Origin of the sequence: Virgibacillus phasianinus (assembly GCF_002216775.1) — a bacterium.
GTDB classification, from domain to species: domain Bacteria; phylum Bacillota; class Bacilli; order Bacillales; family Amphibacillaceae; genus Virgibacillus_F; species Virgibacillus_F phasianinus.
In genome coordinates this window covers 1,394,246-1,419,255 of record NZ_CP022315.1, presented here as the reverse complement: position 1 = coordinate 1,419,255, position 25,010 = coordinate 1,394,246, and the positions used below count along the sequence as shown (strand labels likewise).

The window sequence follows — 25,010 nt, the reverse complement described above, 5'->3', positions numbered from 1 at the left end:
CGAAACAGTAAACAAATACGGAGGTCTACTAATGAAAATTAAAATTGCATTATTTGGCAGAAATGAATTGATAGAACGAATGAATGACTATGTTGACAATCAAGATGACATAGAAATTATTCCGTTTGCCTATTCTAAAGCGGTAGAAAACATTGACTTAATTGACAAAGCCTTTATGTGTGATGTCTATTTATTTGGCGGGTCACTTTCATACCTTTATGCGAAAGAAAAGATTGAAAGAAAGCGATTACCTGCCATTCAGGTTGCATTTGATGAATACATGATCCTGACCTCTTTTTACCGTTTGAAAAACTATCATAACCAGGAACTGGATCGTATCTCCATTGATGTACTATATAAGGAACATGTGGATGAAGTGATCAGTGAACTACAAATGGAAGATCGCGAAATTTATACGTATAGTTACGGAGATGATGCTGTACTAGACATTGGAAAGATTTTTCATTATCACAAGAAACTGTTTCAAGAGGGAAAAATTGATTATGTATTAACTTCCATCGAAGAAGTCGAACAAAGACTAATAGACGAGGGAATTCCAACCAGCTGTATGGTAATTCCCAAATTAAACCTGGAACGGGCTGTTGAAAAGGCAAAATCCATCGCAACACTGAATAAAAGCAAAAGCGCCCAAATCGTTTCCGGATTTGTTCAAATCAAAAACTTTGAAGATATTGTCTCAAAGAAAGGGGAATTTGTAGCCCAGGAGATGCTCCTAAAACTACACCAAATCTTATTAAAATTTGGCCACAAGACATATGCATCTGTGCTGACAAACGGGGATAACCAATTTTCCATATTTGGAACAAGAGGTATCCTAGACCATATTACAAACCATTATCGAGATTTTCCACTCTTGCAGGAAATTGCCCGTTCGCTTGGTGTTCCGGTTGAAATTGGATTCGGTCTTGGTTTAACAGCAAAGCAAGCGGAAGATAATGCAAAGCTTGCCCTTGAAACTTGTGTTCATTCAGAAGAAAGCAGCTGTTTTATTGTAAATGAAAGAAAGGAAACTATTGGACCCCTTGGGGTTGCGAAACATGTTGATACCTCCGAGCTTTACCACGCCCTTATACACCGGGCAAGATTAAACAATGAGTTATCCTATAACTTTATTGATTTCATTAATTTGCGAAACAATGAACCATTTTCTGCTAATGATATCTCAAATTATTATCAAGTTACCAAGCGCAGTGCAGAGCGCACCATCCATAAGTTACTGGCTGGCGAAGTAATACGCGTTGTCGGAGAAGAAAAACCATATGTGAAAGGCCGTCCACGAAAGCTATTTGAACTTACGCTTTAGAAGATAAAATAGGATTGAACAAAAGTGTTTTAGCCAGAAAGAAATCCGAACTAAACCAAACTCTTCAATTAGGACTTTGTTTGTTCGGATATTTTTCTTGGCTATTTTTGTTTGTAAACATTCCTGTTAATTGTCCATAAACTGCGACGTATGCGCTGGGTTTGTTTTATTAATGCCCCTCCCTTTTTTTTATCCATTAAAAAAATACCCCTGTTTCAAGGGATATTCGAATATTAACCTTTACTATTAAATAAGAAACTCATGACCTGATCAAATATTGCAACGTCATCTGTAACTAAAAATATTGGCAACAATAGGATTACAAGTATTACGGCAAGATTAGCAACAATAAATTTAGCAAATCCTTTTCCAATTTTTTTCATTTGTTACATCCCCTTCTCTACTAACAATATTCCCGTTTCAACGGCAGATAAAACGTTAAGGAATATCTTACTGTGTTTCTATTGTACGCAAAACGATAATCAAAGGCTGCCTCCCCTCCAATTAACCAAATGGAAATCGGTATATTCATTTTATCAGATATTCAAAAATATTGCAGGTGTTTTTTAAATATTTTTAATAGTGGGCAATTTATGAACCATTGGTTAATAATTCGTACGATAGAAAAAAGCCATGCGCATAAACATGAACATGGCTAGATACTTAATAATTCTCTAATATCGCTTTCGCTTAAACTTGATAGCATTTGTTCTCCAGGCTGGATGACCTGGTCAATTAATTCACGCTTCTTTTGTTGCAGCGCATAGATTTTTTCTTCAATCGTTCCTTTGGTTACCATCCGAATCACTTGAACGACGTTCTTTTGTCCGAAACGGTGGGCGCGGCCGGTTGCTTGATCTTCCACAGCTGGATTCCACCATAAATCATAGAGAATAACTGTGTCAGCGCCCGTTAAATTCAATCCGGTGCCGCCTGCTTTTAATGAAATTAGGAAAACACTTTTTTCGCCATTGTTGAAGCGCTCACTCATCTGCACACGTTCCTGTGATGGTGTTTGACCATGCAGATAGAAATAATCAATTTCATCTTCTTCAAGTTTTTTCTTTATGATGTCATGCATGCTGGTAAACTGGGAAAATATTAACATCCGCTTCTCGTTCTTCACAGCGTTGTTGACGGTTTCCATTAGCTGTTCAAGCTTGCCGGACGTCCCCGTATAGTTTTCAATAAACAGTGAAGGGTGACAGCAGATTTGCCGGAGTCGGGTCAGACCAGCCAGGATTTTCATTCGATTTTTATTGAAGTCCTGATTGCTGAGCGTTTGGGCTGTCTCCTGCTGTAGTTCACGTAAATATCCGAGATACAATTCTTTCTGCTGTTTGGTAAGCTCCGATACATGAACTGATTCAATTTTATCCGGTAGTTCTTTTAAAACATCCGATTTCAACCTGCGTAAAATAAATGGTTTTGTAAGCATGGCAATCTTAGCATGTGACAATTGTTTAAAGTTTCGTTGATTTGGCATTAATCCAGGCAGGATCACCTGAAAGATTGCCCATAGTTCGTCAATGGAGTTCTCAATCGGTGTTCCGCTTAAGGCGAAACGATGTCCAGCTTTAATTTCCCGGATAGCACGTGATGTCTTAGTTGCATAGTTTTTTATATATTGTGCTTCATCCAATATCAATGAATGAAAGGTGATTTCCTGATACAACTCTATATCCTGCCGTAATGTTGCGTAAGACGTTATCCATACGTCATCTGTTGTTTTTGGATCGATCATCGCTATCCGTTCCATCGGACTACCTGCGATTACCCGAACACGCAGATCTGGTGCGAACTTTTCACACTCGTTCTTCCAGTTGTATAAAACAGATGATGGAGCCACAATTAAATGTGGTTGATCAACTTCTAATGAAAGCAAATAAGCAATGCTTTGGATTGTCTTTCCTAGTCCCATATCATCTGCCAGTATCCCGCCTAAATGATAGCTGTCAAGCGATTTAAACCACTGAAATCCTGTTTCTTGGTAGTTCCTTAATGTAGCCTGCAAATTCTCCGGTATCGGATATACCTGCTCTTCTGGTGACTTTAAATGGTGCAGCAGTTTCCGGAAAGAAGGATCATAGTTTTTCTTTGTTTCAATAAGAGCATCAACCTGAGCACCTCTGTATGCAGGCAACTGAACACTGCCATCCTCGATATCCGTTTGTTTCAGGTCTAGTTCAGTCATTAGCTCCTGTATTGACGTATACTCATCACCTTCAAGTGATAACAGTGCGCCATTATCCATCCGGTAGTACCGTTTCTTTTCTAACACAGCACTTAAAATTTGATTAATTTCATTATCGTTTATTCCATCGATGCTAAAGTCAATTTCAAGCAGATTGTTCGATGACTCCAGCCGTACGCTTGTGCTGGGTATTGGGTCATTTTCTATAAAAAATTTGCGAATATCCGATGTTAGAAACAAATCCACGTATGATTCAAACATCGGCAGCACATCATATAGAAACTCAAAGAGTGTTTCCTCATCAGCATCAATATATAGCTCTTTGCCATTAAAGTGGAAATTAGCGTATTCAATTAATTGCATAATTTGCTGCTCTTTTTCCACATCACGAATAATTAGGACATCCTCTTCCTTGCGTCCATTAAATGGATCAACTTGGTATGCTCCATAATGGTATTCCAGTTTTCCCGTTATCCAGTCTGCTTTCAAATCAATATATAGCTTAGCCTTCAATGGCACCTGAATAATTTCTGACGCAACGTTTTCCGAAATTTGAACATCACCGACCTTTTTCAATGATGGGACCACTTCAGAAAGAAATACATCCGCCTGATCTGGCGGTATTGGCAAACTTCTATTATCCCTTGCAAAGCTACTAACCTGCCTCAGCATCGGAATTTGATCTTTTCCTGGGAAATAAAAGGTGCCAGAATCAAATAGCAGTTCATAGTTTGCAAAATAGGTTGCATCCGTCATGCCGCTGATGGCCAGTGCAAGTTCTTTATTTGTACTCTTTTCCAGCTTAAATTCAAAAGGAAGTTCATCCTCTACAATCGATATTTCTTTGAATACATTCTGTTCGGTTTCCACAACAAAATTTCGGTTAACCAATTTTTTTAATAATGGTTTTGCGAGTAATGGAGAAATGGAAGTAGAGCGCCCTGCTGAAATATGCGTTTGATAGCGGTACAAGGAATGTCCTTCATAAAGCTGTTCATTTTGTACAATGGACATCAGTAATTCAAATATCTCAAGATCTTCCTCCTGAAAATAATGCATTTCCGGATTGTACGTAAATGTTTTCGTAAAGTAATGCTCCCGCTCCTGGAACACATCCTGTAAAAACTGTGGGACATCTTTAACAACCAGTCGGCGCTTTTCTCCGACCTTCAGCTCAAGGAACAATGTGTCGCTATATGTCCATTTGCAAATGTATTCTACTTCTAATGGCACACGATTGATGCTTAAGCTGGTCGCACGCTTTTGCTGCTGGATATCTGCAACCGACTGGATAAAGTTCTTAGTTACCTGGTACTTATCGACCTGCCTGCCAACACCTTGTTCCTTATGCCTTTTGCCGATAGCAAATAAAACAGCAGCAATATGTTTACATTGATTATAGGTTCGAAATACGGGACAGTCACAATAAGCATCTGACAGTTCATGCGGCCATCTTTTTGTATTAACTTCCACAAAATAGCTCTCACTGCCATATACCGTTGCTGTCCATACATGATAATTAATATCGTATAATAATTCGGTTACTCTTCCCTGATGAAAATATTCTAGACCTCGTTCATACACTTGGGAAGGAAATAATCGCTGCATATGGAAAATATCATAGCTTTTCAAATCAGGTTAACCCTACCTTCTTGTTATCATTATTTCCATTGTATACAAGATAGCGGTGTTTTTAAACTAAATTGAGCCTGTTATTCATGAATGTGGGCTCCATTTCACCTTCTATCATTGCATAAAGGTTTAAAGCTTTCGGCAGTTGGCTCGTAAACCGAATCATTCTTCTGATTTTGCTTCCTTTGCTTTCTCCTGATTCTAGGTAGTTTGTAGATGACACCAACTTTGGTTTGCTGCATCTCTTTTACACCCTGAATGATGAACTGCATAGCAAATATACTCAACATAAAGGCAAGCAGCACCCAAACGATTAGCCAGTATTTCCCCGAATTTAGGGCATTCAATGTATTACCGATTAGGCCGGACCATTCATAGGTAATTGATCTCGGAGGTGAAGGCGCCCTTCCAAAGCTCACATTTGTTCCACCAAAGAAAAAGTTGAAGATCCCCAGGTGCATGAATATCAATAGTACCTGAATAAATTGCTGACCAAACAGAATCGTCATTCGTGCGCCAATGTGTGGCAGAACATGACGCCAGAAAATATGAAATCTGCTTCCTCCAAGAACCTTGGCGCTCATAATAAATTCATAATTTAATATTCGTTTCATTTCATTACCTAGTAATACTGTTGTTAACGGTACGACTAATACCGTCAAAATAATAATCTCAAGAACAATCCGCTCGGTGAATGTATAGGCAAATCCACTAAAGCCTTCCATCAAAATAGGGGCAAGCAGTAAGTACGCAATCACGCTCAACGGCAGGAAGTGAATGGAATCCACCATTTTTTCGAGCCAATTCTGCCGCTTCGGACCAAGTGCAAATGCATAAACAACACCACCAATCAAGCCGACAAATACGCGTAATAACGCGATAACTATCGCAAATATCAAGGTATACTTAGCTCCAACTACAAGCATGTCATATATACTAAATCCCGCGCCATCAGATCCAAGCAGAAACGGTTCTGGTGGCGGATGTGGTGGTGTACCCTTAATCGTCACCCCATCATCCTTATAAACAATTCCCGCTTTGTCAATGTGGTTATCAGTAGTTACAGAATATATCAGACTATAACTGATTAATAGAATGAAAAACAGACTGCCAATCGCAAATTTATAGTTTTTCATATGGTTAAAAAATATTGCAAAAGGCGCCCATGGCCTAAACTTATGCCACTTGATATGTTTTATTCCGGTTAACATACGTTTAAGCCGCTGAAATGGCTGAAACGCATGGTTTTTATTCATTTTAATTTGATAATTATAGACTGTATCCTGATTTATCCACAGATCGACCACATGGAAAAATAAAAAGAACGGTGTAAACAATAGAATTAGTGACGCCGCAATTGTCATGGGTGTAAAGCTATCAACTAAATAAAACGTGAGACCATGTACATTAAATATCCGTTCAATAACAAACTGGCTTGAAAGTGTTGCCCAAATGATCACCTTGGAATGATGAAATGTTGTAGGTAAAATATTTTTGAATACATGGCGAAGAAGGATTCCCGTTTTCTTGATTCCCTTGCTTCTTAAGAAACCGACATAGTCTTTTAGAAACTCCTCTTCGATCATTAAAAGCAGGATTTTAAATAGTGACACTAACGGTAATATCGCTAACGTAATGATTGGGCCAAGGTATGCTTTCTCATCCAGATAAGAGGCTACCCTGAATAGTTCTATTCCACTTGCATGATAGACATAGATAACGAGTATTTGCAGACCGGATGCGATGACAATATCCGGTATCGACTCAAAAAAGTCCAGTACTCGTTTAATACCCTGTACCAATCGTTGCGACAGGAAATTTGCCAGAAATGCAAAAATAAATGCCAGTGAGAACCCAAGCAATAAGGCGCCGAGTAAAATTTCCATCGAATATACAAATGGACCCCATAATGTACCAATGAGTGAGAATTCAGCTGGTGACCGGGGAACCTGATACAACCAGGAATCCGGTTGAATAAATGTATGAATGAATGAGCCTAGATCAGCAAAATATGTTAAAGGATGCGCAATACCCGCAGTTGCAAAGAACCGCGGGAACACACTTATACAAATTATTCCGAAAACTCCAAGCAAATAAAAAATCCCAACTCTAACTAACCTCATCGTCTCCCCCCTAACAAGAAAAGCGTAGAAGCCTTGATGAGACCCCGAAGAGCATAAGGAGGCCACTGAAAAATGTAAATGTAGTACAAAATAGGTGGATCTATCATCGCATCTTGAATATACTGCGCGCACCTTAGGGCGAGTGACGAGCCTCCTTGCCCCGGCAAGGGGTAGCCGACGTTGCCCGCAAAGGGCGGTTTTAGTCGGGCCTCATTAACTGCCGTCCTCCGGGGTCTCGCCGATCTCTCACTTCCCGCAGGACAAGGAAAGCTTCCCTGAATAGGCATCGCACGAAGAAAAAGTGTTTTTTCTTTTTCGAGGAGTCTCCGTATATTCAAGATGCTAAGTAAAGGTGAAACGCTATATTTCCAAATCCACCACTTTTTCAGTGCCCCCAGTATAAGCTCGAGGAGGCTCATCAGCTGCCCACGGAAAGCACAGTGTTTTTCCGTAGGCAGCTGGACCACTAAACCAGATTTTTAGTTACGTCGTAGTTTATATCAACTATTGTGATAGTAGTAACAAACTATGCGAATACAGCCTACTAAAAAACACGGTAAGGTTAGTCTACTACTAATTAACTAATCTTACCACTGCTTTTTCGAGACTTAAGGAGCAAATAGATATACAGGATTAACGACAGCATAACCGAACCAGCCGCGGTCGAATAGATAACACTATAGTCATACATAAAGGCTAGTTGGCCAAAAACCATGGCACCAAGCCCGACACCTAAATCAAAGAAAGAGAAAAATGTCGCATTCGCCATTCCTTTACGGTTGTCAGACGCCTTATCGACAGCCCATGCCTGCAACGCCGGCTGGACACTGCCGAATCCCAGACCGTACATTCCGCCGGCAATAAGCATAACTGTTGTGCTTGGTAACCAGGAAAGCAAACACATGGCACCGAAAATCAATACTGTTCCTGGAATAAATACATACACGTGTCCTTTAGAATCATAGATTTTCCCTGCGAATGTCCTTGATATCATCAAAAATACCGCAAATACGAGAAAATAGGATTCAATTCCTGAAATGCCTTTATCTGTTGCATATAATGGCAGAAAAGATGCAATTCCACCAAATGTGACAGTAATAAAAAACAATAACAATGAGGGCTGGATTGCTGATTTCTCAAAAATATCAAATTTTACCGTAACCGTTTTATTTGGCGATTGTTCCACTTTTTTATAACGGATTTTGGATGATAATAATAACGCTGTTAATCCAAGCGCCGAACAGATCAAAAACAATTCCTTAAATGACATAATACCAACAAGGGTTAAGCCAAGTGACGGTCCAAAGGCAAGTGCGAGGTTACCAGATAAACCGAAATATCCCATTCCCTCTCCCCTGCGTTTAGGTGGAATTAAATCTGTTGCTATTGTTCCTGTAGCTGTTGTTGAAAAGCCCCAGCCGATTCCTTGTACCATTCGCATCATAAATAAAATAAAGATGCTCGCGATAAACGCGAAGGAACCAACAGAAAGAACAAAAATGGCAAGCCCAGTCATATAAACAAAACGTCTGCCTTTCGATTCCAATGCATGTCCTGCATATGGCCGCAGCAATAATGCTGAAAAAGTAAAAATACCCGTTATAAGTCCAATTAATTGATCACTTCCACCTAGTTCTCTCACAAATAATGGGATGGTTGGCAGTGTCATCTGAAATCCGAGAAAAATAAAGAAGTTTGCCACGCAAACAAGAATAAAGTCACGTGTCCATATCTTATCCGGCAATGTTACTGTTTTAGCAGCAGTTGATCCCATGCTCATACGCGCCCACCTTTCTTCGATACCCGAAATATAAGTATACATGAGCTTGCCAGAAATGGGAATGGTTTGGCCGAATCATTTAAAATGAATGTCATTACCTCTCCCGCATGCTCCTTATTTTAATGGCAACACTACACCTATATATAGAAACAAAAATGGTTCATCATTGATTGCGGAAAAAAATTTGATATAATAGTTTAATAAAGAAAAAAATTTCTCCCTTAGGAGGTAACTATGAATATAGGTATAGTTGGTTTAGGAAAAATGGGGTTAAACCTCACATTAAATTTATTAGATCATGGTCATCGCGTGGTGGGATTTGACAGCAATGCTGCAGTTTCAGATGAATTAACACATGAACAATTCCAATTTGAAGCATCTTTACTCAAATTGGTTGATAAGCTACCGGAACCCCGTACCATCTGGCTGATGGTTCCGGCAGGAGATATTACGGAAAAAGTAATTGATGAATTAACACCATTACTTTCAAGTGGAGATGCTTTGATTGATGGTGGAAATTCTAATTATAAAGATACGTTGCGGCGGGCATCAGCTTTAGAAGAAAAAGGCATTTATTTCTTTGACTGTGGTACCAGCGGTGGTACAGATGGTGCTCGCAATGGTGCATGTACTATGGTTGGCGGAGATGCAGAAAAGTTCACGGAAATCGAACAAGTTTTCAATGACGTTTCCATTGAAAACGGTTATCTTTATACTGGCAAACCTGGTAGCGGTCACTTTTTAAAAATGGTTCACAACGGGATTGAATATGGCATGATGCAATCCATCGCAGAAGGGTTCGACATCCTGAATAAAAGTGATTTTGACTATGATTATGAAAAGGTTGCTAAAGTTTGGAATCATGGTTCCGTTATTCGTTCTTGGCTTATGGAATTAATTGAAAATGCATTTTCTAAGGATGCTAAATTGGATGACATACGTGGTGTAATGAATTCATCTGGTGAAGGTAAGTGGACAGTCGAAACCGCACTTGACTTTCAAGTTGCGGCACCTGTAATCGCGCTATCCCTTATGATGCGGTACCGCTCACAAGAGGACGATACATTTACCGGAAAGGTTGTAGCCGCATTACGCAATGAATTTGGCGGACATGATGTTGTAAAGAAATAATTTGTAATTGCCAAGAGAGGGACAGAAGTTTTCCTCTCCAGTTGTGAAGGAGGTTTAATATGGCACAATCATCCTATTTAGGGGTTGATATTGGTACCACAAGTACGAAGACTGTTCTGTTTAATAAACAGGGAAAGGTGATCACAAGCCATACGATCAATTATCCCCTTTATACCCCAAACCCTTTAGTAGCCGAACAAAACCCTGATGAAATTTTTGATGCGGTTGTCGATTGTATGCGTGAAGTTATGAAAAAAAATACAGCAGATGCGCATTCATTGCAGTTCGTTTCCTTTTCGTCCGCTATGCATAGTGTAATTGCTGTGGATGAGAATAATCACGCCCTGACGAACAGCATCACGTGGGCAGATACACGGAGTGCGGAACATGCACAGCAAATTAAAGAACAACATAATGGACATGAAATTTATATGCGGACAGGAACGCCGATTCATGCCATGTCACCACTGGCAAAATTAGTGTGGTTACGTGACACCCATCCTGACACCTTTGCAAAAGCTGCAAAGTTTATTTCCATTAAGGAATACGTCTTTTATAAGCTGTTCGGTGAGTATGTGGTTGACCATTCAATCGCATCTGCTACCGGTTTGATGAATCTTGAATCATTAGATTGGGATAAGGAAGCTATGCAGTTGGCGGGCATTACTGCAGATCAATTATCGACACTTGTACCAACTACACATCAAATGACAACATTAAAAGATTCCTATCGTTCGTATGTTGGCTTTGACAGTGAAGTTCCCTTTATTGTCGGGGCAAGTGATGGTGTGTTATCAAACCTTGGTGTAAACGCAATCGAGCCGGGTGTTATCGCTGTCACAATTGGGACAAGTGGTGCAATTCGTACAGTTGCAGACCAACCCCGTACAGACCCGAAAGGCAGAATCTTTTGCTACGCGTTAACGGAGAACCACTGGATTATTGGCGGACCGGTAAATAACGGCGGAATTATCCTGCGGTGGTTACGGGATGAATTTGCTGCAGCCGAAGTTGAAACGGCAAAACGGCTTGGAATCGACTCATATGATGTGTTAACCAAGATTGCATCTGGTGTCCAGGCTGGATCTGACGGGTTAATTTTCCATCCTTATATGACCGGGGAACGTGCCCCATTGTGGAATGAGAATGCCCGCGGATCGTTTTTTGGTTTAAGCATTCATCATAAAAAAGAGCATATGATCCGTGCAGTACTGGAAGGAATCATTTACAATCTGTATACCGTTTTACTCGCACTTGAGGAGTTGACCGGTGAACCGAAACAAATTCAGGCAACGGGCGGATTTGCCAGGTCAGAAATGTGGCGCCAGTTAATGGCAAATATTTTTGATAAACCAGTGATTGTGCCGGAAAGTTACGAAAGCTCCTGCCTAGGCGCGATTGTACTTGGCATGTATGCTGTTGGGGAAATTGATGATTTTCGTATTGTTTCAGATATGATTGGGCAAACACATACCCACCATCCTGATGAAACGACTACAAATGTGTACCGGGAACTTCTTCCTGTTTATATCCGTCTATCACGAATCTTCGGTGAGGAATACGACAGCATTACTGCTTTCCAGCGAAAATATGTAAAGGAAACAGATGATTAGTTTATCTGCATAACCGGTATAATTGACCTACTGCAGAACTATATATATAAAGACCACAGTATGAGCTGTGGCCGTCAGATGCTGTTCTGTTAAGGGCGGCTACTCTTGGTGGATAGACCTCTTTCATTACTTTACATGGAGTAATTTAGGGGGTCTATTTTCTATTGATCCTATTGATTAAAGAAATAACTAAAGCGATTAACGCAATCAACAAGGATCCAAATCCGATTAGCACCATAAATATCTCGTATAAACTCACAAAGCACCACCTCCATTCGGAAGGCTAGCCTGTTATCCTTAAAAGAACATTATCTATTAACAGTATATTAACCATCTATTACTAAAGGAACGACTCTTACACATGTTGCATGTCCATTTTCGCGTTTGTTTATGGGGGTAATAGAGTCTGATATAATAGATATAGGAGGGGATGTAAAATGGGCATTTTTGATGGAATGATGGGTAACGCATCAGAAATTAGTGCAAGTGACGCTGAAAAGGAAATCAGTGAACTTCTAACCGCAACTGAAAAGGTTGAACACGCGTACAAGCTGATTCGAGACCTCGTTATTTTTACAAATAAGCGCCTTATATTAATAGATAAACAAGGAATGACTGGGAAAAAGATTCAGTACCATTCCATACCGTATAAAAGCATTACACATTATTTGATTGAAACTGCTGGGACGTTCGATTTGGAGGCGGAACTCAAAATTTGGATATCTGGAAGCAGCACACCAATTGAAAAAACATTTAACAAACAGCTTAATATATACCACGTTCAGCGGGTATTATCTGATTATATTGGATAAACTCGGCGTTGAACCCCATGTTTGATAAAGAGCGCTACGGGAATGCAGCGCTCTTTCTTTATTTAGGCATTTTTCGCAAAGTTTGTTGCTAAACTAATATCACCGCAATTGATAAAAACGCAGCTAAACAGCCTTACTTAATTACTGGAAATCCTTCGATTAATTTTTCATATGCCAGGCTTGCCCGCAGCACTAGTCCGTCATTAAATCGGTTTCCTGCCAGTTGCATGCCAATTGGTAATCCGCTTTTTGTAAACCCTGCAGGAATTGAAGCCGCTGGTAATCCGGTCATATTATAGATATGGGTCATCATCCAATCGGAATCAGCTTCTATCTTCTTCCCTTCGATTTCTTCAGGTCCGAGCAGCTGATAATCAAATGCAGGAACTGATAACGATGGCGACATGATTAGGTCAAACCTCTCAAAATGTCGCTGAAGCTCTCTCCAAACCGCAGTTCGTTTCTGCTGATATCCGATATACTCACTTGTCGATACATCATATCCTCGTTCAATCATTGTATGGTAGGACGGCGTTAGTAGTTCAGGGTAATCGCGTAGCATTGCGCTGCCTCCTGCTGAAGCTGAGGCATACCATGTATTTTTGAAAAATCCAAGGAACTGATGTAGTGTCATGTCAAAATCCATTGAAATCTCTTCTACCTCCGCTCCAAGCTCCCTCAGCCTTTCCACCTGTTGATCAACTATGTGCAAGACTTCCTTGTCCACGGTATACATCCCAAAGTCTTTTGTGTAGGCTATTTTTACACCTTGTAAACTGCCTTCCAACTGCTCCAGTAATTCTTCGTCAAATCGCGGCAGTGAGAATGGATCCGTTGTCGATGGCCCCTGTGTCACATCAACAAAAAGTGCTGCGTCACGAACGGTTCGTGACAGTGAACCATGATTCACGAATGGATTATTCGATCCAAATGCATTGGCCAAGCTGTTATCCATCGGGATTCTTCCATATGAAGGTTTAAAACCATAAACCCCGCAGAAGCTTGCCGGAATACGAATCGAACCACCACCATCACTACCTTCAGCAAATGGAACCATTCCAGCAGCAACAGCAGCCGCGGAGCCACCGCTTGAACCGCCTGCAGTTTTTTCCAGATTCCACGGGTTTTTCGTTGCACCGAACAATAAATTATCTGTTGTACCCTTATGACCAAAATCAGGTGTATTGGTTTTTCCCATGATAATTGCCCCGGCCGCTTTTAATCGTTTAACAATTGTTGCGTCACGATCAGGTACATGATCTGCAAACACCTTTGTCCCAAACGAAGTCTTAATTCCTTTCGTTGGTGTCAAGTCCTTGATACCAACTGGCACCCCATGCAGAGGCCCAAGCTGCTTTCCCTGTTGAACATCTTGTTCAGCTTGCTTAGCCTCTTCCATTGAATGTGGATTCATGGTTACAAAAGCATTAACCTGGTCATTATGTTTATCAATCTCGTTCATATAGTGGTTCATTACTTCAACTGGTGAAATTGATTTTGACTTTATCCTTTTAACTAAATCTATAGCTGTATATTGTTCTGCCAAAGTGGCACCCCATTTCTTTTTATGTATAAAATTAATTGTATCATTTATTTCGCACTTTTATTAAAGCAAAGAGTTGTACCAAAACATCTGATACAACAGAAACGTTTCTGTAAATTGCCTAGTGAATTTGTCCGATTTTCTCCACAGGTCGTTTGAAATCTTGTATAATAGGTAATAATTTATTACATGTTTTTTCCAAATTAAGCAGCGAAAGGAGGAACGGAGAAATCATGAAAGAGACTTTACGAATTTTATTAGCTGGAATGAGTGTATTGCTATTATCTTTTATCATTTCGCCCAGTGTTGATGCACATGAAGGTTCAACATATGGTGTTGGTACATCTTCCCTTAATGTCAGAAGTGGCCCTACGGATAATGCACCGATCGTAGGAAGTCTCCATCCAGGCGATCAGGTTGTCGTTTTCGAGGAACATTATGGTTGGGCACAAACCTATTACGGCGGCAAAGAAGCATGGGTTGCATCGCAGTTTTTGTATCCATTAAGTTCTACGGAGCAAATAAAGCAGCAAGTTTCTGTAAATAAATCAATCACAGTAAATGAGGCCGGTGTGCATGTTCGGAGCGGCCCCGGAACAGATTATTCCATCATTGGGTTAGCAACAGCAGGTGATACATACGAAAAGATAGCAACCAAAGGTGATTGGCATAAGATTTTGCTTGATGATGGTTCCACTGGATGGATTGCAGCTTGGCTGACTGATGGATATACAGCGGAAAATTCCACTGATGAAAGTCTGAAAATCACACCAAAGTCAAATACAAATGGTTCACTCGCAGGCATTAACATTGTACTTGACCCTGGGCATGGAGGAAATGATCCTGGAGCAATTGGCTTCAAGGGTGTTGTGGAGAAAAACTTAACATTATCAACTGCTGAAGTTGTTGCTTCATCATTACGCAAAGCTGGTGCTACAGTTAAAGTCACGCGCCAAAGTGATCAATATGTATCCTTAGAAAAACGCGTATTATTTAGTAATAAGTTTCAAACGGATGCATTTATTAGTCTTCACTACAACGCATATCCATTTATTGCTGTAAATGGCATTGGAACGTATTACTATGAAAACGGCAGAGGATTAGCATCGTCTATTCAAAGTGCAATCGGGAAGCAGGTTAAGTTAAACGATCGCGGAATTCATTTCGGAAACTATCATGTGCTTAGGGAAAACAGTGATTTAGCTGTACTCATTGAATTAGGCTTTATTACCAACCCTAATGACTTGTTTACCATTCAAACAAGTGAATACCAAAATAATGTTGCACAAGCAGTCACAACAGGTGTAAAAAATTACTTTCTCGATTAAAACTGCAACAAAGAAGGGACTAACTCGTATCTGAGTTGGTCCCTTTTGATTAGCCCAATACCGCCCGGTCATCTTCAAATTGTGAGCCACGGATCCGTCTGAATTCCTGCAGCAGTTTTTCAATTGTTAGCTGTTGTTTTTCCTTTTCGGCGACATCAAGAATAATTTGTCCCTTATCCATCATAATCAGCCGGTTTCCAAGATCCAATGCCTGTTGCATATTATGGGTTACCATTAACGTGGTCAATTCGAACTTCTCTACCACGTCATGGGTAAGGTTAGTAATTAGTTCTGCGCGGGAAGGGTCCAGCGCCGCAGTATGTTCATCGAGCAAAAGAATCTTTGGTTCAGTGAAAGTGGCCATCAGTAACGAGAGCGCCTGCCGTTCTCCGCCTGAAAGCAATCCTACCTTCGCGTTCAGACGGTTTTCTAACCCCAGATTTAATGTCTCCAAGTATTCTTTAAACATTTTCTTACGTTTCGTCGTTACACCAGGCCGTAATGTTCTTCTTTTATCGCGCGTATATGCCATTGCCAAATTTTCCTCGATTGACATGGATGGTGAAGTTCCTGACATTGGGTCTTGAAATACACGGCCTATAAATGCCGACCTTTTGTATTCCGGCAAATGGACGACCTGCCTGCCGTTGATATATACACCCCCAATATCTGGGCTAATGTTGCCGGAAATGGCATTCATTAAGGTTGATTTCCCTGCACCGTTGCTTCCAATCACGGTGACAAAATCACCTTTCGCAAGCTCTAAATTAATGGACTGCAATGCCTGCTTTTCATCGGGAGTGCCCTCGTTAAAGGTAATCGCTATATCCTCAAGCTTAAGCATATTACACCTCCATTTTCAACTTGGCCCGTTTTTGTAAGCGCCGCTTTTTTTCTTTTCGGGCCTGTAATATTTTTGGTGCGACTAAGGCTGCAATTACAAGCAGTGCGGTAATCAATTTCATATCCCCGGTTTCTAAAAACTCAACACGCAGGGCCATTGTCACAACTATCCGGTAAACAATTGCACCGCCTACCACTGCTAATGTTGTTCTGGCAATCGTTTTGGTTCCAAACAATGCTTCCCCAATAATAACGGAAGCTAGGCCAATAATAATCATGCCAATGCCCATTCCAACATCGGCGAATCCACCGTGCTGGGCAATCAATGCACCGGAAAAAGCTACAAGGGCATTGGAAATTCCGACCCCTACGATGATTAGGGAGTCGGTATTTGCTGAAAGGCTTCGGATCATTTTTTGATTATCACCTGTCGCACGAAGCGCCAAACCGACGTCTGTTTTTAAATAATAGTCCGTTAATAGTTTAATAATGAATGTAACGACAACCATCAGAATCACAATTGACCATGTGCCGGGAAGTTGTTCCGCACCAAGCAACGTTAACAATCCATTTAAAGCTGCATCTATTCCGGTTGCTTCCCACAATGACTGCAATTGTGTAAAGACAGTTGATTCCCTCAATAATGATAATGTTGGCTGCCCCATAATTCGCAAATTTATCGAATAGAGCGCAATCATCATGATTATCCCGGAAAGTAAAGCATTTATTTTTCCTTTCGTATGCAGAACGCCGGTTATACAGCCCGCTAAAAACCCCGCAAATGCCGCAAGTATCGTTGCTAAAATAGGGGAAACCCCGCCCATAATGGAAATGGAAGCTACTGCCGCACCAGTGACAAAGCTGCCATCTACCGTTAAATCAGGAAAGTCCAGGACACGAAAGGTTAAGTATACGCCTAAGGCCATGATTGCATAAATAACACCTGATTCCAGTGCTCCAAATAGTGAAATTAGCATAATATCCTCCTCACCGTGTCGATCGGTTAATAAGGGTGTCCCAAAAGGATATGAACTACCGCTCCTTCAGACACCCCACCTTTTCACATCTTACAATTTTACTCCTGCTCTACCAATTTTGCTTTCTCATCCCATTCCTTATTCCATTCTACTCCCTGTTTTTCGGCAGCCTGTTTATTAATAAATAATTGAATTTCTTTAGGATATTCTACTGGAATTTCACTTATTTTTTTCTCTCCCGTTAGAATTGCTGCAGCCATTTCACCTGATCTATAGCCAATGGTGTAATAGTCAATTCCAAATGTTGCAAACCCGCCTTTCTTCAATGAATCCGGCTCCCCAACGATTAACGGTATATCCTGCTCATTCGCTACCCCAATTACACTGTCTAACGCAGACACTACCGTATTATCTGTTACGATATAGAAAACATCCGCTTCTCCAACCAATGTAGTAGCAGCCTGCTGTACTTCAGCTGAACTCGCTACAGTCCGTTCAGATAAAGTAAGACTTGTTCCTTCTGCAGCCTTCTTAACAGCTTCAATTTGAGTGACGGAGTTTTGTTCACCGGCATTATAAATCAAGCCGACCGTTGCACCATCGAAATTTTCATCAATAAATTCAACTGTTTTTTTAATCGCATCCGGATGAAGGTCAAGCACACCCGTTACATTCTGACCCGGTTCATCCATCGACTTAACTAAACCGGCCGCCACCGCATCTGTTACAGATGTAAACACGATTGGAATTTCACTTGTTGCCTGGACAGCTCCTAGTGCACTTGGTGTAGAATTGGCAAAAATTAAATCCACATTGTCTGCAACGAAGTTATTGGCAATGGGCGCAACATTATTTTGATCCCCCTGTGCACTTTGCAGATCATACTCTACATCCAACCCAGCGTCTTTTAATGCTGCCTGAAAGCCCCTGTACGCCTCATCAAGCGAGGGATGTTCAACAATTTGGGTAGCCCCAATATGATAGGTTTTCTTTCCCCCATTATCCTTAGAATCCTTAGACTTTGACGTACCCGATGTATCCTCTGAACCACAAGCCGCTAAAACAAGTATACTGATTATTGCTATTACAATTAATTGCAAACCTCTCTTCATTACGTATCCCCCTAGACGATTTTATAATTTTTAGAAATTTTATAACATTATACCAGAGCACGCCGTTGAGTCAAGTCTTATTTCACAGTTGTCGTGGTTTAACGGCCATTTTTCGGATATATTGACCGGATTCTGGATTTATCTGCCTTTCTCAGAATATATCAGCCAAATTCCGGTTTTATCCGCCTTTCTCAAGATATATCGGCCAAATTCCGGGTTTATCCGCCTTTCTCAAAATATATCAGCCAAACCTCAAATTTATCCGCCATCTCAAGAGGCCTTTCAATCTATTAATGTGTTTGTCCAGATGATAGTTTTTGATTGATCATTTCCTTTGGTAAAATTACCTGTTTCACTTCGCCTTTTCCTATTAACCCTTGTTCGTTATATGCCTCGACTTTTGTACGAACTTGTTGATTTTTGTATTCGACTAATGTTGCAGTTAATTTTACTTTTGAATGTAATGGCGAAGGGCTGATGTGCTTTAGCTGAACTGCACCGCCCATGCCCTCCTCATGGTCCTCCAAAAATGGCAGAATGATTTTCCTTGAGACCCACTCCATGTGGTATACCATTGCAACCGTTGAGTAAACAGGGTGTACAACGCTTCCCTCAAAGCTAGCAAACATGTCTTCCGTTACTTCTATTTCAATCGTCTCTGTTCTGCCTATGTCCATGCCTGATTTCAACTAAATCACTCCAAACCGTTAGTTTAATAGGTCAGCAGATTTGCTTAATTGCTCTTGTGCCTCTTTGACCATATGATCAAGCAGTTCCTTCACAGTGGGGATGTGACTGATTAATCCGGCCACTTGGCCACTATTGATGAAGCCGTTCTCCATGTCACCCTTTAGTGCACCAAGAACATGCTGCGTTTCAGAGGTAAGCCTGCCATACTGATCAAGTGTTAGTCCTTCCTTTTCAAGACTTAGTAACTTTGCGGCATATGGGTTTTTTAGAATCCGTCTGACGCGACCAACTGGCCGTCCAATAACCACCGTCGCTGTGTCTTCCGCTTCTACAAGCCGTTTCTTATAGTCATTATGAAATGGGGCCTCTTTTGTTGCGATGAAGCGGGTACCTATTTGCACACCGCTTGCCCCGAGCATTAGTGCAGCGGCAAGTCCATTGCCATCTCCAATACCTCCTGCCGCTAGCACTGGAATACCTACGTGCTTTGCGATCTGTGGAATAAGTGTAAATGTTGTTAGTTCAAGACCCGAATTAATTCCGGCCGCTTCAAATCCTTCCGCAACCAGCATGTCAGCTCCGGCCTGTTCGGCCTTTTCTGCATGCTTGACTGAAGCAATAACGGCTATAACCGTTTTATTATGTTCATGCAAAAGTGGGATATAGGGTGCCGGGTTTCCGGCTGAAAGCGTAATGACTGGAACTTTATGTTTAATCACCAGCTGGATTAATTCATCCAAATACGGTGTAACATTGATTGCAATGTTTACCGCAAATGGTTTATCTGTGTTTCTTTTCGTATCCACGATTATTTTTTCTACTTCATCGGGGGACATTGTGCCACAGCCAATTGTACCAAGTCCACCGGCCTCTGAAACAGCTGTCGCCAACTGTGCATTGCTGATATTGCCCATTCCTCCTTGAATAATTGGATAGTTGATTTTAAGTAACTTACATACGGGATTCATCATCTACTCACCCTTTACTAAACATCCTATATCGGTCATCATCCAAAGCTCTGGAACCAAATCATTCTATTCACACAAGCCCCAGGCTACCTTCCTTTAAACCTTGGACTTCTTTTTTCATTAAAGGCTTGCAATGCCTCCATTCGATCCTCGGTCGGGATGGTTAATTCATATGCTTTTGATTCAATTGCCATACCGGTTTGTAAATCCGTATTCATTCCTTGTGTTATTGCATATTTTGCCTGTTTAACAGCGACTGGGCCATTTCTCATTATGTCTTGGGCTAACTGTTCGCATGCAGGATACAGGTCCGCCTTCTTTACCGCTTTTAAAACCACACCTAATTGCACTGCTTCTTCAGCTGTTAGTTTTTTAGCAGTGAAAATCAATTCCTTCGCTTTCATTTCGCCGACTAGCCGCGGAAGTCGTTGTGTCCCACCAGCGCCTGGAATAATGGCCCAGCTTGTTTCAGTCAGCCCCATTTTCGCCCCATCCACAGCAATGGAGAAATCACAAGCAATCATTAATTCGAAACCACCGCCAAGCGCATAGCCATTTACCGCTGCAATTGTCGGTTGTGGCAAATCAGCGATACTGGTGAAGAGATTACGGATTGCTTTCACATTTCTTCTGACTTCCGTATCTGATAGGTATTTTCTTTCCTTTAAATCTGCACCGGCGCAGAAAGCCTTTTCTCCATACCCTGTAAATATAACAACCTTCACATCCTGATCAAGATGAATGGCGCTGACTTCCTCCTGAAGCTGATGCAATGTTTCATAGTTTAAACAATTCAAAGCTTCCTCCCGGTTAATCGTCACATATGCTATCCCGTTATCCTTTTTAACGAAAATTGTCTTCATTTGGCTCACCCGCTATTCTGTTACATTCTCTACAATTGTTGCTATGCCCTGACCCACGCCGACGCACATTGTTGCCAGGCCGTATTTCGACCGGCGCTTCTGCATTTCATGGACAAGCGTTGTTAAAATTCGCGCGCCGCTTGCACCTAAAGGATGGCCAAATGCAATTGCACCACCATTCACATTTACCTTCTCCGGATTGAGTTCCAATTGCTTCATGCACTCCAGCGACTGTGAGGCAAAGGCTTCATTTAACTCAACAAGATCAATATCATTCACTGTTAATTTGGCGCGTTTTAGCGCCTTCTGAGTCGCATAAATCGGACCGAGCCCCATAACAGCAGGTTCTAATCCTGCGGTCGCACTGACCACATATTTAACAAGTGGCTTCAGGCTTAACTCCTTGGCCTTCTCCGCACTCATTACGAGTAGTGCTGACGCGCCATCATTGACCCCTGATGCATTTCCCGCCGTTATTGTTCCACCTTCAAAAATAGGTTTTAGCTTTCCTAACTTTTCTAGTGTAGTTTCAGGGCGCGGATGTTCATCTTTGCTTACGACAATTTCATTTCCTTTCCGGTCCTGATAGATAACTGGCACAATTTCCGGATCAAGTCGGCCGCCCTCCATCGCGGCTTTTGCACGCTGCTGGCTGTCATAGGCAAATTTATCTTGTTCTTCCCGTGAAATCCCAAATCGGTCAGCAACATTTTCTGCCGTTTGCGGCATCGAATCGGTTCCGTACATTTCATCCAGTTTCTTGTTCGTAAACCGCCAGCCAATGGTCGTATCAAATAGTTCCATGTTTCCGCGAGGGAATCCCTTTTCCGGCTTTGCCATGACAAGCGGGGCTCGTGTCATACTCTCTGTTCCTCCGGCTATGTATATATCCCCTTCGCCAACTGCAATCGCTCGTGCGGCAGACATCACCGCATCAAGACCCGACCCACACAGACGGTTAATCGTTGCACCCCCAATCGCAACAGGCAGTCCCGCCAATAAAGCAGACATTCTTGCAACGTTACGATTATCTTCCCCAGCCTGGTTGGCATTGCCAAGAATCACTTCCTCAAGCTGGTCCACTGGGAGTTCAGGATTTCTGTCGAGTAATGCTTTTATGACAATCGCTCCGAGGTCGTCGGATCGAATATCCTTTAATGCGCCTTTGTATCTGCCAATTGGTGTTCGGACAGCATCGACAATGACTACCTCTCTCATTTCTTGACCAGCTTGTCATTGTCAGTATAGTCGTAAATTCCCTTACCTGATTTTCGTCCTAGACGGCCAGCTTTGACATATTGTTCAAGCAGTGGGGCTGGCCGATATTTTTCGCCTAAGGTTTCATGCAAGTACCGTAAATTATTCAAGCGGGCATCCAGACCAACAAGGTCGCCAAGCTCAAGCGGTCCCATCGGATAATTTAGTCCGAGACGAATTGCTTTATCGATATCTTCCGCCGTCGCAACTCCTTCCTGAAGCATGTGAAAAGCTTCATTTCCGACCAGGGCACTGATCCGGCTGGTTACAAATCCCGGAAATTCGTTGACTTCCACTGTTTCCTTACTCATTTGTTCAGCAGCCTGCCGAATAAATTCCACTGTTTGGTCACTTGTTTCCAATCCCCTGACGATTTCCACAAGTGGCATAAGATGGACAGGATTGAAAAAATGCATAACAGCTACCTGCTCCGGCCGTTTTGAATAAGAGGCTAGTTCAGTCGGGCTGATGGTCGACGTATTTGATGCAAAAATAGTATGTTTTGGTGCATGCGCTTCCGCTTTTTCCATGACCTGCCTTTTCAGATCACGCATTTCAGGAACCGCCTCAATTAATAGATCTGAGGTCGCCATGGCAGCTTCAAAATGTAAGGATGTGTGAAGATTATGGAGTAAACTCTGAGCCTCTTGTTCAGTTAGTTTACCTTTTTTTATGCCCTTCTGACTCGTCTGTTCCGCATGATTATATGCATCTTTCAACTGTTTATCAGATATATCAACCAGTGTCGTATGGAAACCTGCAAGAGCAGAGACATAAGCAATGCCCCTTCCCATAACTCCGGCTCCCATGACGGTTACATTTTGTATTGTCATGTTAATCACCCTTTCTTCATTCAAAATGACCCTGCCTGTTGCCCACGTGCACCTAATTGCCTGAAAATCTTGGTTTTCGCTTCTCTTTAAACGCTTGTAATCCTTCCTGATGATCGGTGGTCTTCCCAGCAATTCGTTGTGCCTGGGCTTCCTTTTCAAGCATTTCATCGAACGGTAAATGCATACCATCCATCATATTTCGTTTGATCAATGAAAATGATTTAGTCGGTAAGGATGAGAGTGTTTGAGCGAAGGCATCTACTCCTGTTTCCCAATCCGCATTTTCTATTAATTCAGTTGCAAGGCCGATCTGATATGCCTCTGTTCCTGTAATTGGTTTACCAAGCACCGCCACTTCAAGTGCCTTTGCATAGCCAATCAGGCGCGGCAGTATGTACAGAAAGCCCGAGTCAGGTATTAACCCAATGTTCATAAAGGCACTTACAAACTTACTTTCAGGTTTTACCAGCCGGAAATCTGCCCCTAATGCTAGGCTCATACCTGCACCTGCGGCTATGCCATTGACTGCAGCCACAATTGGCTTAGGCGTTTGTTTGATTGCTTTCATCATCGGATGGTAACGGGTACGCAGAAATGTTCCGTGGTCAGTGTCTTCATCCACACCAGCCAAATCCTCTCCCGCGCAAAATGCTTTACCTTCCCCTGTAATAACAATACTTCTTACTTCCTCATCCTTACTGGCAAGTTTAAGTGCGTCAATGATATCCTTGTTCATTTCCTCAGTAAAAGCATTATATGAAGCTGGTCGGTTTAAAATTATTGATGCTACAGTATTCTTTTTTTCAAAAAGGATTGTTTGATAGTCCTTAGCCATTTTTTACACTCCTTTAAAAGATGGCCTGCGTTTCTCGGCAAAAGCCTGCATTCCCTCTTTTTGATCGCCGGATGCAAAGGTTAAGTAAAAGTTCTTCCGCTCCAACTTCAGCCCATCTCTTAAAGACAAATCACCAGCTGCATCCACTGCTTCTTTAATCAGCCGAAGTGAGATTGGCGCCTGCTTCGATAATTTATTTGCGAGTTTCATAGATTCTTCTTCCACCAATTCAGGGGCAACCACCCGATTAATAACGCCATTTTGCAATAGATAGCTGGCACTGACCGGCTCACCCAGCCACACCATCTCAAGTGCCTTCCTGCGTCCCATTTCTCTTGTTAGATACTGGGTCCCTCCTGCCCCAGGCATTACACCCAGTTGAACTTCTGGAAATCCAAATTTGGCAGTTTCCCCAGCGACAATCAGATCACAATGCAGCGCAAGTTCAAATCCCCCGCCAAGGGCAAATCCATTTATCGCTGCAATCATTGGTTTTTTGATTAATAGCATGCGATCCCAAACAGCAAAAGGATCTAACAGTTCAAGCGATAAAGGGGTATCTTCCATCATTTCGTCAATGTCGGCTCCGGCCGCAAATGCTTTTTCATTCCCTTTAACCATGATTACCCTGATCGCATCGTCGCTGTCATAGACCTCCATTTGCTTAACAATTTCATCAATCATTAACCTGTTTAAGGCATTGGCAACTTTGGGACGGTTTAGCTGAATTATGCCTACTTTTCCGTCTATATAACTGGTAATATGCGTATTAGTCATCGAGTTCTTCACCGATCATTAACGTGACTATATCCCCTGCAAACTTCATAACATCCTTTCCGGAAGCTTTTCCTTCATCTGTCTTCATGGCCTTCTGCAGGGAATCATGATCGTCGTAAAACATTTCACATAACAGATAATAATCACTTTTTCCCATTGGGGAACCAACAATCCTGGTCACTTTCATTTCTCTTAAACCGGGTATTTGTTTTGTAATTGGAGTATGCGTCTGAAAGTAATGTTCGTCAAAGGCTTCCTTATCCTCCGGCTGTTTATATAAGGCGATTAATTTAACCATCGTAACCTCTCCCTTTCTAAAAAGATAAGAATGTATAAAATATGTCTAGCTCCAGCGCCCAGAAGCTGCCGTCATAA

The 25,010-nt window shown here is 41.6% G+C and carries 22 protein-coding genes; 5 read left to right on the top strand and 17 right to left on the bottom strand.

Annotated elements, in window-relative coordinates; genetic code table 11:
* Positions 1 to 31 precede the first annotated feature (31 nt).
* Positions 32 to 1,324, top strand: a complete 1,293-nt coding sequence (locus CFK37_RS07280) for a hypothetical protein (RefSeq protein ID WP_089061234.1) — start codon at positions 32 to 34, stop codon at positions 1,322 to 1,324.
* Positions 1,325 to 1,557: 233 nt separating this feature from the next.
* On the opposite strand, the gene CFK37_RS19880 is transcribed toward CFK37_RS07280, so the two are convergent.
* The 4 genes from CFK37_RS19880 to CFK37_RS07260 all read right to left on the bottom strand — a co-directional run bounded on the left by CFK37_RS19880 (position 1,558) and on the right by CFK37_RS07260 (position 9,047).
* Entirely contained in the window at positions 1,558 to 1,707 is a 150-nt protein-coding gene (locus CFK37_RS19880; RefSeq protein WP_157724807.1) for a hypothetical protein, read from the bottom strand.
* Positions 1,708 to 1,979: 272 nt separating this feature from the next.
* Positions 1,980 to 5,126: a DEAD/DEAH box helicase gene (locus CFK37_RS07275; protein WP_089063564.1), complete on the bottom strand. Its 3,147-nt coding sequence runs from the start codon at positions 5,124 to 5,126 to the stop codon at positions 1,980 to 1,982.
* Between the two features lie 128 nt (positions 5,127 to 5,254).
* Positions 5,255 to 7,273, bottom strand: a complete 2,019-nt coding sequence (locus CFK37_RS07270; RefSeq protein WP_089061233.1) for an ABC transporter permease subunit — start codon at positions 7,271 to 7,273, stop codon at positions 5,255 to 5,257.
* A gap of 577 nt (positions 7,274 to 7,850) precedes the next feature.
* Positions 7,851 to 9,047 carry an MFS transporter gene (locus tag CFK37_RS07260; RefSeq protein WP_089063563.1) on the bottom strand — a complete coding sequence of 399 codons (1,197 nt, stop codon included), beginning with the start codon at positions 9,045 to 9,047 and terminating at the stop codon, positions 7,851 to 7,853.
* A 240-nt stretch (positions 9,048 to 9,287) separates the two neighbouring features.
* Here CFK37_RS07260 and gnd point away from each other — a divergent pair, with 240 nt between their 5' ends.
* Both gnd and gntK read left to right on the top strand, forming a co-directional pair.
* The gene (gene gnd / locus CFK37_RS07255) at positions 9,288 to 10,184 is read left to right on the top strand and encodes a phosphogluconate dehydrogenase (NAD(+)-dependent, decarboxylating) (protein ID WP_089061231.1); all 897 of its coding nucleotides are present in this window, start codon (positions 9,288 to 9,290) and stop codon (positions 10,182 to 10,184) included.
* Positions 10,185 to 10,243: 59 nt separating this feature from the next.
* On the top strand, positions 10,244 to 11,797 hold the full coding sequence (gntK, locus tag CFK37_RS07250; protein ID WP_089061230.1) for a gluconokinase: 1,554 nt from the start codon (positions 10,244 to 10,246) through the stop codon (positions 11,795 to 11,797).
* A gap of 154 nt (positions 11,798 to 11,951) precedes the next feature.
* Here the strand turns inward: gntK and CFK37_RS07245 are convergent, their stop codons facing one another.
* Entirely contained in the window at positions 11,952 to 12,056 is a 105-nt protein-coding gene (locus CFK37_RS07245; protein WP_089061229.1) for a putative holin-like toxin, read from the bottom strand.
* Positions 12,057 to 12,234: 178 nt separating this feature from the next.
* On the opposite strand from CFK37_RS07245, the gene CFK37_RS07240 reads away from it, so the two are divergent.
* Positions 12,235 to 12,609, top strand: coding sequence for a PH domain-containing protein (locus CFK37_RS07240; RefSeq protein WP_089061228.1), 375 nt, complete (start codon positions 12,235 to 12,237; stop codon positions 12,607 to 12,609).
* A 133-nt stretch (positions 12,610 to 12,742) separates the two neighbouring features.
* On the opposite strand, the gene CFK37_RS07235 is transcribed toward CFK37_RS07240, so the two are convergent.
* Positions 12,743 to 14,155 (bottom strand): amidase, encoded by a 1,413-nt coding sequence (locus CFK37_RS07235; protein ID WP_089061227.1) that lies wholly within the window; start codon positions 14,153 to 14,155, stop codon positions 12,743 to 12,745.
* A 230-nt stretch (positions 14,156 to 14,385) separates the two neighbouring features.
* Here CFK37_RS07235 and CFK37_RS07230 point away from each other — a divergent pair, with 230 nt between their 5' ends.
* Entirely contained in the window at positions 14,386 to 15,480 is a 1,095-nt protein-coding gene (locus CFK37_RS07230) for an N-acetylmuramoyl-L-alanine amidase family protein (protein ID WP_089061226.1), read from the top strand.
* 49 nt (positions 15,481 to 15,529) lie between these two features.
* Here CFK37_RS07230 and CFK37_RS07225 read toward each other — a convergent pair whose 3' ends face one another.
* The 11 genes from CFK37_RS07225 to CFK37_RS07175 form a co-directional block, all read right to left on the bottom strand.
* Positions 15,530 to 16,324, bottom strand: coding sequence for an ABC transporter ATP-binding protein (locus CFK37_RS07225; RefSeq protein WP_089061225.1), 795 nt, complete (start codon positions 16,322 to 16,324; stop codon positions 15,530 to 15,532).
* 1 nt (position 16,325) lies between these two features.
* Positions 16,326 to 17,300, bottom strand: a complete 975-nt coding sequence (locus CFK37_RS07220; protein WP_089061224.1) for an ABC transporter permease — start codon at positions 17,298 to 17,300, stop codon at positions 16,326 to 16,328.
* Positions 17,301 to 17,398: 98 nt separating this feature from the next.
* The gene (locus CFK37_RS07215) at positions 17,399 to 18,412 is read right to left on the bottom strand and encodes an ABC transporter substrate-binding protein (RefSeq protein ID WP_089061223.1); all 1,014 of its coding nucleotides are present in this window, start codon (positions 18,410 to 18,412) and stop codon (positions 17,399 to 17,401) included.
* Between the two features lie 290 nt (positions 18,413 to 18,702).
* Positions 18,703 to 19,101: a thioesterase family protein gene (locus CFK37_RS07210; protein WP_089061222.1), complete on the bottom strand. Its 399-nt coding sequence runs from the start codon at positions 19,099 to 19,101 to the stop codon at positions 18,703 to 18,705.
* A gap of 18 nt (positions 19,102 to 19,119) precedes the next feature.
* Positions 19,120 to 20,070 carry an NAD(P)H-dependent flavin oxidoreductase gene (locus tag CFK37_RS07205; RefSeq protein ID WP_089061221.1) on the bottom strand — a complete coding sequence of 317 codons (951 nt, stop codon included), beginning with the start codon at positions 20,068 to 20,070 and terminating at the stop codon, positions 19,120 to 19,122.
* An 86-nt stretch (positions 20,071 to 20,156) separates the two neighbouring features.
* Positions 20,157 to 20,933: an enoyl-CoA hydratase-related protein gene (locus CFK37_RS07200; protein WP_089061220.1), complete on the bottom strand. Its 777-nt coding sequence runs from the start codon at positions 20,931 to 20,933 to the stop codon at positions 20,157 to 20,159.
* Between the two features lie 12 nt (positions 20,934 to 20,945).
* Positions 20,946 to 22,151, bottom strand: a complete 1,206-nt coding sequence (locus tag CFK37_RS07195; protein WP_089061219.1) for an acetyl-CoA C-acyltransferase — start codon at positions 22,149 to 22,151, stop codon at positions 20,946 to 20,948.
* Entirely contained in the window at positions 22,148 to 23,023 is an 876-nt protein-coding gene (locus tag CFK37_RS07190; RefSeq protein ID WP_089061218.1) for a 3-hydroxyacyl-CoA dehydrogenase, read from the bottom strand. Before CFK37_RS07190 ends, CFK37_RS07195 begins: the two co-directional genes overlap by 4 nt.
* A gap of 52 nt (positions 23,024 to 23,075) precedes the next feature.
* Positions 23,076 to 23,858 (bottom strand): enoyl-CoA hydratase/isomerase family protein, encoded by a 783-nt coding sequence (locus CFK37_RS07185; protein WP_089061217.1) that lies wholly within the window; start codon positions 23,856 to 23,858, stop codon positions 23,076 to 23,078.
* A 3-nt stretch (positions 23,859 to 23,861) separates the two neighbouring features.
* Complete coding sequence (locus tag CFK37_RS07180) at positions 23,862 to 24,635, bottom strand: enoyl-CoA hydratase/isomerase family protein (protein ID WP_089061216.1); 774 nt, start codon at positions 24,633 to 24,635, stop codon at positions 23,862 to 23,864.
* Positions 24,628 to 24,933: an EthD family reductase gene (locus CFK37_RS07175; protein ID WP_089061215.1), complete on the bottom strand. Its 306-nt coding sequence runs from the start codon at positions 24,931 to 24,933 to the stop codon at positions 24,628 to 24,630. The genes CFK37_RS07180 and CFK37_RS07175 overlap by 8 nt, the downstream gene beginning before the upstream one ends.
* Positions 24,934 to 25,010: the final 77 nt, after the last annotated feature.

Coding starts and splice junctions, on each gene's coding strand:
- CFK37_RS07280 (WP_089061234.1), top strand. CDS start 32: ATGAAAATTAAAATTGCATTATTTGGCAGAAATGAATTGATAGAACGA.
- CFK37_RS19880 (WP_157724807.1), bottom strand. CDS start 1,707: ATGAAAAAAATTGGAAAAGGATTTGCTAAATTTATTGTTGCTAATCTT.
- CFK37_RS07275 (WP_089063564.1), bottom strand. CDS start 5,126: ATGCAGCGATTATTTCCTTCCCAAGTGTATGAACGAGGTCTAGAATAT.
- CFK37_RS07270 (WP_089061233.1), bottom strand. CDS start 7,273: ATGAGGTTAGTTAGAGTTGGGATTTTTTATTTGCTTGGAGTTTTCGGA.
- CFK37_RS07260 (WP_089063563.1), bottom strand. CDS start 9,047: ATGGGATCAACTGCTGCTAAAACAGTAACATTGCCGGATAAGATATGG.
- gnd (WP_089061231.1), top strand. CDS start 9,288: ATGAATATAGGTATAGTTGGTTTAGGAAAAATGGGGTTAAACCTCACA.
- gntK (WP_089061230.1), top strand. CDS start 10,244: ATGGCACAATCATCCTATTTAGGGGTTGATATTGGTACCACAAGTACG.
- CFK37_RS07240 (WP_089061228.1), top strand. CDS start 12,235: ATGGGCATTTTTGATGGAATGATGGGTAACGCATCAGAAATTAGTGCA.
- CFK37_RS07230 (WP_089061226.1), top strand. CDS start 14,386: ATGAAAGAGACTTTACGAATTTTATTAGCTGGAATGAGTGTATTGCTA.
- CFK37_RS07225 (WP_089061225.1), bottom strand. CDS start 16,324: ATGCTTAAGCTTGAGGATATAGCGATTACCTTTAACGAGGGCACTCCC.
- CFK37_RS07220 (WP_089061224.1), bottom strand. CDS start 17,300: ATGCTAATTTCACTATTTGGAGCACTGGAATCAGGTGTTATTTATGCA.
- CFK37_RS07215 (WP_089061223.1), bottom strand. CDS start 18,412: ATGAAGAGAGGTTTGCAATTAATTGTAATAGCAATAATCAGTATACTT.
- CFK37_RS07205 (WP_089061221.1), bottom strand. CDS start 20,070: ATGAATCCCGTATGTAAGTTACTTAAAATCAACTATCCAATTATTCAA.
- CFK37_RS07200 (WP_089061220.1), bottom strand. CDS start 20,933: ATGAAGACAATTTTCGTTAAAAAGGATAACGGGATAGCATATGTGACG.
- CFK37_RS07195 (WP_089061219.1), bottom strand. CDS start 22,151: ATGAGAGAGGTAGTCATTGTCGATGCTGTCCGAACACCAATTGGCAGA.
- CFK37_RS07190 (WP_089061218.1), bottom strand. CDS start 23,023: ATGACAATACAAAATGTAACCGTCATGGGAGCCGGAGTTATGGGAAGG.
- CFK37_RS07185 (WP_089061217.1), bottom strand. CDS start 23,858: ATGGCTAAGGACTATCAAACAATCCTTTTTGAAAAAAAGAATACTGTA.
- CFK37_RS07180 (WP_089061216.1), bottom strand. CDS start 24,635: ATGACTAATACGCATATTACCAGTTATATAGACGGAAAAGTAGGCATA.
- CFK37_RS07175 (WP_089061215.1), bottom strand. CDS start 24,933: ATGGTTAAATTAATCGCCTTATATAAACAGCCGGAGGATAAGGAAGCC.